This is a genomic window from Bacillus sp. NPDC094106 (assembly GCF_044764345.1).
Lineage (GTDB): Bacteria > Bacillota > Bacilli > Bacillales > Bacillaceae_G > Bacillus_A.
Map to the genome: position 1 here is coordinate 133,201 of NZ_JBIWHY010000003.1, position 13,461 is coordinate 146,661.

The following is a 13,461-nucleotide window of genomic DNA, read 5'->3' on the forward strand; positions in this document are numbered from 1 at the left end:
CCTTCAAGTAATCGTGTAACATCCATGTATGTACATGGTCCTTTTACACTTTCTACTTAAAGGGGATTACCTTTTACAAAATTAAACGATTTACTCGCTTATTTATCCTGCATTAACGTGCAGTAATACTCCCATCTCAAAATTCAGCAAAAGCAAAGGAGTGAGGTGGGAGATAAACTGCCCGTAAAAGCCCGATTGGTTCAACTAATAATCAGTGGGGGATGAAGCCCCCCACTGATTAAAGTTTCACTTTATCTTATGAATACGCGTCCTATTTGTGCTGCTGATTGCGGATCTATTGTCCATTGATCTTTCCCTTTTTGTACCATTTTAACTGTAACTTCCTCTTCAGCATATGATAATTTTACGTCTTGTAATAGTTTATTATATGTTTCAAAAATGGCCTTCATAAGGTCATCTTCTGAGATATTTGGATTTTGAGATGCCAATTTCATCATTTCGGTTTGCATCGGTGATTGTAGTGCACTCACATCCATTGGTTTTCCCTTCAACTCAACTTCTGCTTTTCCATCTTTGCTGGATAGTACTTTCGTTTCATATTTTACATTTTTTTGAATCGCTGCTTTCAAATTCTTAAGGAACTGACTTAATAACTGATCATCAACTTTTTTTCCTATTTCTCGCTCCATTTGTTGCTTAAATCCGTTTTCAACGTCACTAATAAATTGAGAGCTGTCTTCCCCTGTTAATTTTTTCAATTTGTCTATATCTTTATCATAAAATGCTGCGTTCACATATGCATTTAATGCTTCAGCTGGCTTTTGTAAACCCTTTGCCTGTTCGGATAATTTTTTTCCGTCAATCTTATACGTCACTTTTTCTTTTCCATCTTTTTTTACATCCTCGGAGTATTTCTTATACACTAGCTCATAAGAAGAGGCCTCCTTAACATCAAAATACATGTTTCCCTCTATTTTTTTCCCTTTATCAAGATCGCCTGGGTTTAACATATCATTGGCTGAACCAAAATACTCTTTTGCTACTTGATCATCTTGATAGAGAGTAAAATCTCTAGGGATCATATGTAATGTTTCTTCCCCTGTATTTTTCAGGCTAACTTTCACCTTTAACACTTGACCATTATTTGATTTTGAATATCGATCGGGTAGAACAAACTCTGCGCTTTCTACCTGTACCTCGACACCTTTTAATTTTGCCGTCTTCCCAACTTCAACTGTTTTTGGTTTTTCTGGTTCTGATGACGTTTTTTTCGTATTACAACCGCTCACAATTCCAGCCATCAAAACAGCTGTAATACAAATACTTGCTAACTTCTTCATACTCATTACTCCCCCATTGCCTTTTCTGTATTTTTCAAAAAATCTTAAAAATACTTCTTAATTATATACTGAAAAATGAAGATTTGCATAGAAAAAATGGAAATCTTATACTAAAAATACTAATATTACCTTATTGTATTATTCAAATAAAATATGTAATATAAAAAAATGAAAAGTACAAAAATAGTAGCTACAGTCGTACTCACAACAGGATTGGCGTTATCGGCTGTGGCACCATATGAAGAAGCTCATGAAGATGAAAAAGATCAATTGCAGGTTCGAATGCAAGAAAATTCATTCCGCACAGGTGAACTTACATTATCATCATAAAAGGCTTTGAAGCAGCAAAAATTAATTGAACAAATTCGCCTGAGGTAAAATATGATTCATACTCTATCCATATGGTCACATCTGAAGTTATTTCAGGCATATATATTACAAAGAAAATTAATAGAAAAGAAACAATCTCCTTTATTATTAAACTGTACCCCGAATCGTGGACACTAAAAAAAGTCCATGATTCGGGGTTTCATGTATCTTTTCCCCCCACCACCTCGTTAGAATGTAAACAATGATGAAAGTGAAGTATGGGAGATGAGTAAAATTATTTTAATGTCTTTTTTACAAACAAAATAAACAGTAGCAAACTAATAAACCCAGATACAGCACAAACAATAAATAGCATTTGGTATCCCATAAGTTGTGAAACAAATCCTAGAATAATAGATCCTAAACCAATCCCTAAATCAAAAGCTGTAAAAAATGTAGCGTTTGCTACTCCTCTTTTCTCTGGTGGAGCCAATCGTATCGTTGCTACTTGAAGCGCAGGTTGTGCTGATCCAAATCCAATTCCGTACAAAATAGCTGTAATAACTAGTCCAACAATCCCTTTTGTCATTGTTAGGACGAATAGTGCAATTATCATTATAAAAAGTGCAGGAACAATAATGATCCCTTCTCCACGCTTATCGGATATTTTCCCTGCAATCGGTCTAATTACTATAAGTGTGACAGCATAAACTAAGAAAAAAGTACCGGCATTCACTTGAATCTTTGCCGCAAACAGTGGTAAAAATGTTGTAATACCACCAAAAGTAAGGGATAAGAAAAATGTCACAATAGCGATTGGTAAAACCGTTTTTTCAAAAAATGATATTGGTTGTTTTGATGTATGCTGAACGGCTGGAATTTTTGTACCAAGCGCAAGTATGAATGCAATACCTGCTAACGCTGTGCATAGAAGGAATAGATAATGAAATGAAAATGATTTTACTACCCAAAGACCTAATATTGGTCCTAAAGCCATACCTAAAGTCATTGCAAGTCCATACCATCCCATTCCTTCTCCGCGACGAGATTGTGGAATAACATCAGTCACAGCCGTTCCAATCGAAGTTGTAGCAATCGCCCAGCCGATTCCATGAAGGATACGTAATGCCACTAAAAATATAATGCCTGTTACCCAATCGTAAAAATACATTGTAATTGCAAAAAATAATAGCCCGCTTATTATAAATACGCGCCTGCCATATCGATCCATTAATCCTCCAACAATCGGACGTAAAATGACTGCCGATATGGTAAATACTCCAATAATAAATCCAACTTGAGATTCACTTCCACCTAATTGTTTAATAAACATAGGTAGTGTTGGCATTAATAAATAAAAACCACTAAATAGTAATAATGCTGTAATTGTCAGCATGATATAGTTCTTTGTCCATAAACGTTCCATTATAATGTAATCCTGCTTTCTATCGTTTAATAAGTTAAGAATGTTCTTACCGCCCAAAAACAGCGAGATAAGCGAATAAAAAAGCAGTACCACCGCTATAAAAGTGTTGGTACTGCTATATTACGTGACAAGTGTTTTGTTAATTAGAACGTACTTGCTACTTTAACAGCCTTTTCAAGACCTTCGGCAATAATTTCTTCTGCTTTATCTGGGAATTGGTTGTGACCTTCAATTATTACTTTTTCGATATCTTTTGCACCGAAGAAGCCCATCATACTTGCTACATATTTAACAGCCATTTCCATTTCAGCTTTTGGTCCTTTAGAATATACGCCGCCACTTGCGTTTAATAAGGCAATTTTCTTATCTCCAATAAGACCTACTGGACCTTCTGGCGTATATTTAAATGTTTTGCCTGCGCGGTTTAAATAATCAATATATGTGTGTAGTACAGCTGGAATTGTTAAATTCCATAATGGGAAACCAAAGACTACTTTATCAGCTGCAAGGAATTGATCTAAATATTTATCCGCAACAGCTACTGCTTTTGCTTCTTCTGCTGTTAAATCAAAGCCTCTACTAGCCTTAAATGTGCCGTTAATCATATCTACTCCTACATATGGCAATTCTTCATTGTATAGATCAAGCTCTACCACTGTATCATTTGGATGTGATTCTTTATAACTCGCTAAAAAAGCCTCATATAATTTCACACTAACCGCCTGATCTGCTGGACGATTGTTTGCTTTTACAAATAAAACTGTTGTCATTCTCTTTTCCTCCTGTTACTCACTCTTATGTTGTTCTATATTTACTTACTAAAAAGGATTTCCAGCTGTAATTGTCATTAAGTATATCGCCAGTAAATTTGAAAAAACATGCTAAGGATTTTTACCATTTTGCTAGCGATACCTATTATGAATACAAATTTATCTTGGTTCGATAACAATGCTGAAACACATTGTCTTTACAATATTTTTTTAAAACCATACTCCATTTCTCCACCTAGCGCTTCAGCTGTATCACCAGTTTCTCTGAAATCATGTATATAAATTTGTTCAAACGGACCAAAATTTATTTGCTTATAAAATTCAAAACATGGGAATCCATCATGTGCACCTTGAATATCGACAATACCATCTTTTTTAACATGTACGGTTAATAGATAGTCAACGGGAGGTGCATATACATTTAATGGGTTGCTCGCACTTGCACTCATTTGAAGCTTGACGTCATCAGAACTCCATACAATATTCGTGCACAAAATATTTTCTGTACTCGCTTTTCCTGTTCTTTTATTAACGGAACCATCTGGAGTTGTGACTCTTTCTGTTGTTATGCCAGTATTCGCATATGTGAAAATTTCTTTTTTGTAAAAATCTACAACTACTTCTTGTTCAATTCTGGAACGCATAGCGTTTACAGCATAAGGTGTAAATTCACGTGAGTCACCTTCAAATTCGATTACGTTTCCTGTTTGAATATCTTTCTTAGGTTCAGTCCAAGACATCGGGATAAATACACTTGCTCTAATTTTAACGATATTAGTCATGAGACACACCTCTTTAATTCTAATTTTATTTTGGGTAATCATAACATTGAACCCTCTAGCAAAACAGGGTGCAATTGCTTTTCCTTTACTATTTGCTGCTTCTTGTTTAAATAGTGATACTCTTCTAATTCATATTTATATCTAGATTGTCGTTTTAAAACTATACTCCATTTCTCCAGCTAGCGCTGCTGGAGTGTCACCAGTTTTTCTGAAATCATGTGTGTAGATTAATTCAAATGGACCAAAATCTGTTTGTTTATAAAATTCATAGCATGGAAATCCATCATGGGAACCTTCAATATGTGTAACGCCACTTTTGTTAACACGTATAGTTAATAAATAATCAGCTGCAGGCGCTGCTGTATTTAAAGGATTGCTGGCACTTGCACTCATTTCAAAAGAAACTTCATCAGCGCCCCACACAACATTCGTACATATAATGTTTTCTGTACCTGTTTTTCCTTTTTTATGCTCAATAGAACCATCTGGATTTGTAATTTTCACAGTTACGATACACGCATCTGCAAATGTAAAAATTTCTTTTTTATAAAAATCAATAATCACTTCTTGCTCTAATCTTGATCGCATTGTGTTTACAGCGTATGGTGTAAATTCACGTACATCACCAGTATATTCGAATACCCTTCCTGTTGCAGGATCTTTAATAGGTTCCAACCAAGCATAGGGTGCAAATACACTCCCTCTAATTTTAACGATATTAGCCATGAGAAACCTCCATAATTTATTAATTTTTGTTTCGATGAATCCTATTTCTTTCATAATTAAAATATAGTCAACTTGATTGACTATATTGCACATAGTACAATAGAATTTCGATAAAGTCAACTTAATTGACTTTATTAAAGGAGGTTTTATATATGAATCATCAAGTATTTAGTGACTTAGATCTTACATCACTTTTGTCATTATCCTTTAGTGCATCGGTTAATGAACTACATGAAAGATTGAGTGAATTGGGATTTGAAGATATTAGACCTGCACATGGTTTTATGTTTAAATGTATCACTCCTAATGGAGCAACAGGTATAGAACTAGCTGAGTATTTAGGAATTACAAAGCAGGCTGTGAGTAAAATGGTAGATTATCTTGAGAAACGCGGTTATGTAATACGCCAAACTCATCCCACTGATAAGAGAGGGAAGATTATTGTTTTGACCGAACGAGGTTGGCTAGTAGTGAAAGCAAAAGAGGAAATACTAACCGATATTGAAAGACGCTGGATTGAAAACATAGGCGCTGAACGAGTGCAAATGCTCAAAGAAGATTTAACAAAATTAGTTTATGAAGCAAATGAAGGGAAATCAGCATCGAGGTTAAGACCTGTTTGGTAAATATAGAGTTTTTGAACTCCCCCCACTTATCGGCCAATGCCGCTTGAAGTGGGGGATTCCTACGATATATATATCAATTAAAAAACCGACATAAAACCCCTCTTTTCAGGTGGGAGAGGGCATCTGGCCATGCATAGAAGCGGTCAGGGCCTTTTTTTGCCACATGCGAAGTAAAAACAGAAAGAGCAAACGAGTGTAGGTGACTTTTTATTCTGCATAGCAGGGATGTAGATGTCGAAAAATGAAAATGGATTTATATAGTTTAAAATACGAAATTACCAATTTACGCCCGAATTGAACTTACCAAAAAAAGCTGCTTCATCAGCAGCTTTCTTCCTATCTATTATATTTTCTCTAATTCACTACCAAGAAACTTCGCAATCTCTAGCATACCGTATTTCCCAACGACTGCTTCGGCGTCAGCATTGTAGTTTGTGTTTGTATTAATGTCATAAGTGAAAATTTCACCATCGGCATTTCGAATAAACTCAATGCCAGCGATTGCGATATCATTTGCAGCCAAAACAGCCTCATATTTTTGAATAATTGGGTCATCAAAGCCCTCAATAATTTGAAACTTCGGTTTTTCCGGGGCTTTCTCTCCAACAGGACAGAACAAATCACCAATTTGACAAGCATCAGCTGGGCATAATTCAAAGCCTTTCGATGTATCAACTTGAACTGCATACACAAATTTCCCGCCTACAAACTCACAACGTGTAATGTAAGGCTCAGGAGATTGAATATATTCTTGAATTAATGTAATACCATCTACCGGCTCTTCAAATGCTGCACTTTCTACGTATTCTTGTAAAGAAGCAACTGACTGAAACAGTTGAACGCCTAGTCCTTTTCCAGCACGGTTATGCTTCGTAATGAATGGACGTCCTTCAAATTGCGTTGCCGCTTCTATAATATGATCCTTACCAACAGCTGCAATTGTCTTAGGTGTTCGAATTCCTTCTGCATTTAGTGCCATATATTGTGCGACTTTACTTACTTCAAGCTGTAATGCTCTGCTTCCGTTGAACACTTTTCGATTATACCTCTCTAACCAAGCAAGGACAGCACCTGTAAACTCTGGTGCAAAGCGGTGATTTCTTGTATGAGAAGATGCACTCATACGATTATAAAATACACCCTGCGGTGGAACAGACGAAAGATCAACATTCCCTTTGTCTAAATGCCATTCTTCATAAGGAAGACCGAGTTCTTCCAATCTTCTCGTTAGATGTCTTGTCCACTCTGTGTTTTCATGAATAACGTGAATCTTTTTCAAGGGAATACCTTCTTTCTAAAATGTGATTGCATTCATTATACTATTTTTAGTAGTCTGTAAAATACTAATTTTACAACAACTTAATCTTAATACAAGAAAAAACGAAAGACGATACGAAGCGTCTTTCGTTTTCTTACTAAATGACAAAGTCCTCTGGTTTAAAGCTCCTTTATTAGCTTCGTAAGCTCTTTGAATCTTTTATCAAGTTCCATGTATGCTTCATCTTTAGGAGTTAAAAAGCTGAGTTTTCCTAAAACTTCTTGTCTTTCTGTTTCAAGCTTTAAACGCAATTCAGCGAGATTATCTCTTTTTTGAGATGTTTCTTTCAATTGCTTTTGTATGCGATTGTTTGAAAACACTAGTCTACTGTTAGTCGTTTTTTCAAGGAAGTACCGATCATGCGAAACGATAAGCAATGTGCCATTATATTGTGCTAATGTATGTTCAAGCTGTTCGCGTGAAGGTAAGTCAAGATGATTTGTCGGTTCATCTAAAATAAGCACATCTTTTTCATCTAAAATATACGCCATGAGCTTACACTTTACACGTTCACCCATACTCATGTGTTTGATTGACTCTTTCCATTGAGAAGATGTAAATCCTAAATGCCTCATTAAGTTTTGTACTTTTCCTCTTTCTTCAAAAGTCTCTTTATAAAATAATTGTTCTGGTGTTTTTTCAAGTGGTAAATCAAATACCTCTTGTGTTAAATAACCAATATTTGCAGATGGTGAGATCCACACTTCCCCTTCAACCGTTTCATGTCCCATAATCATCTTCAATAATGTTGTTTTCCCGCAGCCATTAGGACCAACTATTGCAATTTTCTCACCATGTTGAATTGTGAAATTAACTTTCTCAAATAATGTTCGTTCCTTAAAACATTTTTTTAATCGTTTCACTTCTAAAAAACGTTTTCCTACCTTGTTATTTGCTTGAATGGAAAACTCTACAATTGGGTCTGGTTTAACACGTTCTACTTTCTTTTTTTCAAGCTCTTTTTCCAAACGCTTTTGTTTTGACTTAACTTGTGCATCCGTTCGCTTTGCCTTAACACGATAGTATTCTTTAAATCCCTCTTTTTTTGTCGACTGTGCATGTGCTTTTTGCGACCATGATGTTAATTCTTTCATTTGCGATTCTATACGTTCAATGTTCTTTTGTTGCTTTTCATATTCGCGCTGCTGAGTGAGCCTCTTTTGTTCCCGAAATTTCATATAACTCGTGTAATTCCCTTTATGCTCAATTAGTTTTCTATCTTCTATTGACCAAATTTTCGTTGCAACAGCATCTAAAAAATATCGATCATGTGATACGACGATGATTGTTCCACTATAGCTTTTTATCTGTTCAATGAGCAATTCTGTACTCTGCTCATCTAAATGATTCGTTGGTTCATCTAACATCAGAAGGGTTGGATTTTGCGCAAATCCTTTCGCAAGTCGGATTTTAAGTTTTTCTCCACCGCTTAACGTATGAAAATCATTTGTTGGTACGCCCCATTTTGCAAGGAGTTCCGCTTCTACTGTTGTTACTTCCTTAGATGCAAATGCCTCTTTTTCTTGTTCAACATATGCCACCGTTACGTTCGTCTGTTGCCATTCCAGTTGCCCTTTTGTTGGTTCTATTTTTTCATTTATCAGCTGTAACAAGGTGGATTTTCCGGCACCATTTTTTCCAATTACGCCGATGATATCCCCTTGTTTCACTGTAGCTTTCATTTGTTCTAACAAGGTATGTTCCATTATTTCCACATAAACATCTTTTAGTTTTAAAAGTTCCTTCATACTATCGATCCCTTTCCATAAAAGGAGAACAAAAAAATCCTCCCAATTATATTTGGCAGGATTAGTCGTTATAGTATTTATACCCAAATAAGCTATTGTATGAAATAGCTTTACTTTCTTATGGAAAATGGGCAGACTAATCCTATTTTTTATAAATTGAAATATCCAATTTCAACATTTAAAAATAAGATTAGTTAATCATCGTCCACCCATCATCCTTTCCGTCATTAATAATAATAATATTGTAGCATGGTGATGCTGCATTCGTAAACGGTATGATTTAACTCAGTACCAATCGCCCATAACAAAGTATTCATTGATGATCCATTACAATAGGTAAGCTCTTTAAGGCCTGGCCCATCGCTGAATCGATTAAATGATTGTTAACATCAAACCCTTCTACTTGACGGATATCGGCGAACCGTTTCACAAATGAAGTCAAAAGAAAAACCTGTATCAATGATTACTCAGTAATTCCGCGATACAGGTTTCTTTTATTATATAATCAACAACTACTTCATTTAACTTCGTAAAAATCCACCTTCTGAGTTAATCACTTGACCAGTGATCCAATTCGCATCGTCACTAGCGAGAAATGCCACGATGCGCGCTGCATCTTCCGGCATACCAATACGCCCCATTAAAAATTTAGGCAAAAGGTGTTTTCTTATTTCATCCGTCATCCATGTCGAATCTGTTGGTCCTGGGTTTACAGCGTTAACCGTAATTCCTAAAGGAGCAAGTTCTGCCGATAACGACTTCGTAAAAGCGGCAATTGCTCCTTTCGTTGCAACGTATGCTAGTTCCCCAATCATCGGCCCTAATTCTTGCCCGGACGTCATATTAATAATGCTTCCACCATCTCTATTCGATTTCTCAAAACGACGAGCAAATTCCACGCAAAGAAGAAAAGTTGACCTCATATTAACCGCATAATGGTTATCAAGTATATGAGCATCCAACTTTGCATATCCATCTCCTGTTGAATATGCTGCGTTATTCACTAAAATCGATAAAGGACCAAACTTCTTTGAAACAGTATCCATTATTTCAAATGCAGCGTTTGCATCTGACAGATCAATTTCTAAATTGTCACAGCGAACCCCAAATTCCAAAATCTCTTTTTGAAATTTCTCTGGCCAACTAGCCTCTGACTGCCAATGTGTAAAGAAAATATCTATACCTTGAGAAGCAAATTTACGGCATATAGCCGCACCGATACCCCTTGGACTACTTACTCCTGTTACAAGAGCAACTTTATTTTGTAAATTCGTCATTTCATATTCCCCCTAATAAATAGGGACACGATGATATGTGTAAGTAGAGATGTATTACTCTCATAACAAATAAAAGCCGATACACACAGGTATCCGCCTAGTAAATGGAATGATAACTCCACACCATGCATCCCTTGTATGATTATTGTTTCAATAAATAGACATACTCCACCCGTATATGTATAGGAAAAGCACTCTATTCACTTTATTTCGTAATCATTACAAGATTTGCCACATGTAGAATCTCAATTCCCCTTTCATTACATCTCTACCATTATTATACTTTTATTACTAGTAGTAATCAATATATTCATTTATTAATATATTTATTATCACCTATCACCCTCCTACACTCGTTTGTTCTTTCTGTTTTTACTTCGCATGTGGCAGAAAAAGGCCCTGACCGCTTCTATGCATGGCCGGATCCTCTCTCCCACCTAAAATATCGTTTTTTAATTGATGTATATATATTATTAAATATCGAAAAAGAGAATAGTCACTTGTATTACAAGAGTAGATTTAAAATAAAGTTCGATAATTTATAAAAAAGTCTGATCATTTATAATAAAGATTGATAATTTGTAAAAAAGATTGATAAAAAGATCTATTTTATAGGGTATTTCTTTGTTCAATAATCTGGCCATTTAATTGAGTAAGTCTTATTAAACGAACGGTGGCAGGATAATGAATTTCATGAAGTAAAATAAGAAATTAGCGTAGAGAATTATTTAGAAAACAAAAAGGGATATGCCTTTGTTAAAATAACAGATTTATTTTTAGTAAAGAAAAATTAAGCTTGAAATAAAGGCTTAAAAAACGGTATGGACATTGCCAACCGTTTTTTTAGGGATTTATAAAACTTTTCAATGAAGTGCGTCGTCTAATAAATGTGGAGGAGGAACTGATGTGGATGAATTAACAGCAGAGGCGTTTGAAATAGAAGATAAGGAGGACCTTATAGATGAGATAATGAACAAGTATGGACAGGAAATTTTACAGCTTGTTTATTCATATGTGAATAATAAAGAGGTCGCTGAGGACTTAACGCAAGATATATTTGTTAAATGTTATAAATCTCTTCATACATACAAAGGGAAATCAAATGTAAAAACATGGTTATGGAGAATTGCCATTAATCATTGTAAGGACTATATAAAAAGTTGGTATAACAAAAAGGTAATTGTTACAGAGAATGAATCTACGTATATTGGGATTCAAAAAGAAAGTGTTGAACAAACTGTTATTCAAAATGCAGAGGAACGTAGGCTGGCTTCTGCAGTAATGAATTTACCGATAAAATATCGAGAAGTGATTTATCTCTTTTATTATGAAGAGTTGCCAATTAAAGATATTGCTATGGTAATAGAAGTGAAAGAAAACACGATAAAAACAAGACTGAAAAGAGCTAAGGAACTATTGAAGAAAGGATTGGAGGAATAATCAAATGGAAGATCGATTAAAAGGCCTACGAAAATCAATGGAGAATACAACTTTTAAACATTTGAGTTTTTCTGATCAGCATCGAAAGCAGGTACACGAAAAAATTAATCAATCATACGAAAATGAAGAAGATATCCTTTTAGCAGTTTTGCAACTTCTCATGAATGAAAAAACAGGGTACGAATTGGCACAGCTATTGCGTGGGAGAGGGATTCAAAAATTCGAAGGAAATGAAGGTTTTTTATACACCTTATTACATCGTCTGGAACAGAATCGTTTTATCCAATCAAGTTGGGATCATTCAGGAGCTAAATATTATCAATTAAATGATAAGGGAAGAAAGATGCTACGAAAGGCAGAAAAAAATTCTACAAAGGCACGATTTATATTAAAAGGATTAGTACAGGGGTGAGACAAATTTGAATAAAAAAGGGGAGCATTTTTTAAAAGAGGTTACCAATCATATTAAATCAAAAGAAGCAAAGAACCTTGTGGCAACTGAACTGGATTTTCACTTGAAACAGGCGAAGAATATGTGGATAGAGAAAGGGTTAAGTGAGGAAGTTGCTGAAGACAAGGCTGTTGAACAGATGGGAAGTCCAATCAAACTTGGTCAAGAACTTAACAAACTTCATAAGCCAAAGGTCGATTGGTTCATTATTATTTTATTAGTGACTGCTATGGGGCTAGGCTTTTTGCCAGTTGTAGCTTTTGGACATACGAATGATTTACTAACAAATAAGGTGATATTTGTTATTCTCGGTGTTGCAACGGCTCTTGGGATGATGCTGATTGATTATCGGAAATTAGAGAGACTGGGATGGCTGTTTTACACAATTGGAGTACTTATCCTTTTAATGCTATACTGTTTTCCAAACGCTTCAATGCTTGGAGAACCGTTAATAAAAGCTGGTCCCATCGCAATTGGATATTTAATGGCTGTGCCGTTCTTTCTTCTAGCTTGGGCTTCTTTTTTCAATAACAGTAGGTTAAAGGTTATGCATCTTGTGATTTTGTATTTATTTTCTTTGTATTTATTCTTAATTGTATCAACTCTTTCAACAATTTTTATCTATATCATGATGGTATTCGTTATGCTTTGGTGGAGTAAGTTAGGAAAGAAACAGGCATTGATCATTACAGTTGTACCAATTTGTTTATTTATTCTCAGTGGTTTATTTTTCTGGTCCTCAATAAAAGGATACCACTTGGATAGATTTTTAGGGTATTTAAATCCAGAGCAAGATGCGGGTGGCGCAGGGTTTATGTATATACGGTTAAAAGAGGTAATGTCGTCAGCTGGTTGGTTTGGTACATCTGGAAATGTAGAGTCTATCCCTGCTGCATATACTGATTTTGTGTTTGCAAGTTTGACTTACTATTATGGGTATTTGCTTGCGTTGATCCTTGTCTTAATTCTTTCTCTTTTTGTAGCAAGGATAATGGTCATATCTTATAAAATAAATGATCGTTACGGTAAATTGCTTCTCGTTGGTGGAGTGACTCTTTTTGTAGTCCAGTTCATTTATAACGTTGGAATGATCCTAGGCTTATTACCGATCACTTCTATATCCTTGCCTTTTATTAGCTATGGATTAACGCCAACTTTATTTCATGCGTTTTTAATGGGTATCGTGTTAAGTGTGTATCGACGTAAAAATTTGATATCAAGTAGTTTCATTTAGAATTGAATCTAAAGTTTCTTTACATTAATTTCATAAAGAGACTTTACACTGAC

General features: G+C 35.1%; 13 protein-coding genes. 5 read left to right on the forward strand and 8 right to left on the reverse strand.

What is annotated here, in order from left to right:
• Positions 1–251: 251 nt before the first annotated feature.
• Positions 252–1,301 carry a DUF5105 domain-containing protein gene (locus ACIQ7L_RS05420; RefSeq protein WP_400567314.1) on the reverse strand — a complete coding sequence of 350 codons (1,050 nt, stop codon included), beginning with the start codon at positions 1,299–1,301 and terminating at the stop codon, positions 252–254.
• A gap of 168 nt (positions 1,302–1,469) precedes the next feature.
• Between ACIQ7L_RS05420 and ACIQ7L_RS05425 the strand changes: the two genes are divergently transcribed.
• A complete protein-coding gene (locus tag ACIQ7L_RS05425; RefSeq protein ID WP_400567678.1) occupies positions 1,470–1,631 on the forward strand; it encodes a hypothetical protein in 162 nt (53 codons plus the stop codon).
• 274 nt (positions 1,632–1,905) lie between these two features.
• Here the strand turns inward: ACIQ7L_RS05425 and ACIQ7L_RS05430 are convergent, their stop codons facing one another.
• The 4 genes from ACIQ7L_RS05430 to ACIQ7L_RS05445 all read right to left on the reverse strand — a co-directional run bounded on the left by ACIQ7L_RS05430 (position 1,906) and on the right by ACIQ7L_RS05445 (position 5,314).
• Positions 1,906–3,036, reverse strand: a complete 1,131-nt coding sequence (locus ACIQ7L_RS05430; protein ID WP_400567316.1) for an MFS transporter — start codon at positions 3,034–3,036, stop codon at positions 1,906–1,908.
• A 143-nt stretch (positions 3,037–3,179) separates the two neighbouring features.
• Positions 3,180–3,806 (reverse strand): FMN-dependent NADH-azoreductase, encoded by a 627-nt coding sequence (locus tag ACIQ7L_RS05435; RefSeq protein WP_400567318.1) that lies wholly within the window; start codon positions 3,804–3,806, stop codon positions 3,180–3,182.
• A gap of 197 nt (positions 3,807–4,003) precedes the next feature.
• Complete coding sequence (locus ACIQ7L_RS05440; RefSeq protein WP_400567320.1) at positions 4,004–4,588, reverse strand: DUF3238 domain-containing protein; 585 nt, start codon at positions 4,586–4,588, stop codon at positions 4,004–4,006.
• Between the two features lie 141 nt (positions 4,589–4,729).
• Complete coding sequence (locus ACIQ7L_RS05445; protein ID WP_400567322.1) at positions 4,730–5,314, reverse strand: DUF3238 domain-containing protein; 585 nt, start codon at positions 5,312–5,314, stop codon at positions 4,730–4,732.
• A gap of 152 nt (positions 5,315–5,466) precedes the next feature.
• On the opposite strand from ACIQ7L_RS05445, the gene ACIQ7L_RS05450 reads away from it, so the two are divergent.
• Positions 5,467–5,940, forward strand: a complete 474-nt coding sequence (locus ACIQ7L_RS05450; RefSeq protein ID WP_400567323.1) for a MarR family winged helix-turn-helix transcriptional regulator — start codon at positions 5,467–5,469, stop codon at positions 5,938–5,940.
• Positions 5,941–6,283: 343 nt separating this feature from the next.
• On the opposite strand, the gene ACIQ7L_RS05455 is transcribed toward ACIQ7L_RS05450, so the two are convergent.
• The 3 genes from ACIQ7L_RS05455 to ACIQ7L_RS05465 all read right to left on the reverse strand — a co-directional run bounded on the left by ACIQ7L_RS05455 (position 6,284) and on the right by ACIQ7L_RS05465 (position 10,283).
• Positions 6,284–7,219, reverse strand: coding sequence for an ATP-grasp domain-containing protein (locus ACIQ7L_RS05455; RefSeq protein ID WP_400567325.1), 936 nt, complete (start codon positions 7,217–7,219; stop codon positions 6,284–6,286).
• 158 nt (positions 7,220–7,377) lie between these two features.
• Positions 7,378–9,006 (reverse strand): ribosomal protection-like ABC-F family protein, encoded by a 1,629-nt coding sequence (abc-f, locus tag ACIQ7L_RS05460; RefSeq protein WP_400567327.1) that lies wholly within the window; start codon positions 9,004–9,006, stop codon positions 7,378–7,380.
• A gap of 521 nt (positions 9,007–9,527) precedes the next feature.
• Positions 9,528–10,283 (reverse strand): SDR family oxidoreductase, encoded by a 756-nt coding sequence (locus tag ACIQ7L_RS05465; protein WP_400567329.1) that lies wholly within the window; start codon positions 10,281–10,283, stop codon positions 9,528–9,530.
• A 906-nt stretch (positions 10,284–11,189) separates the two neighbouring features.
• On the opposite strand from ACIQ7L_RS05465, the gene ACIQ7L_RS05470 reads away from it, so the two are divergent.
• From ACIQ7L_RS05470 to ACIQ7L_RS05480, 3 genes are read left to right on the forward strand one after another with little or no spacing between them, the layout of a single operon-like run.
• Positions 11,190–11,723, forward strand: coding sequence for a sigma-70 family RNA polymerase sigma factor (locus tag ACIQ7L_RS05470; protein WP_400567331.1), 534 nt, complete (start codon positions 11,190–11,192; stop codon positions 11,721–11,723).
• Between the two features lie 4 nt (positions 11,724–11,727).
• Entirely contained in the window at positions 11,728–12,135 is a 408-nt protein-coding gene (locus tag ACIQ7L_RS05475) for a PadR family transcriptional regulator (RefSeq protein ID WP_016113565.1), read from the forward strand.
• Between the two features lie 7 nt (positions 12,136–12,142).
• The gene (locus ACIQ7L_RS05480) at positions 12,143–13,408 is read left to right on the forward strand and encodes an FtsW/RodA/SpoVE family cell cycle protein (RefSeq protein ID WP_400567333.1); all 1,266 of its coding nucleotides are present in this window, start codon (positions 12,143–12,145) and stop codon (positions 13,406–13,408) included.
• Positions 13,409–13,461 lie beyond the last annotated feature (53 nt).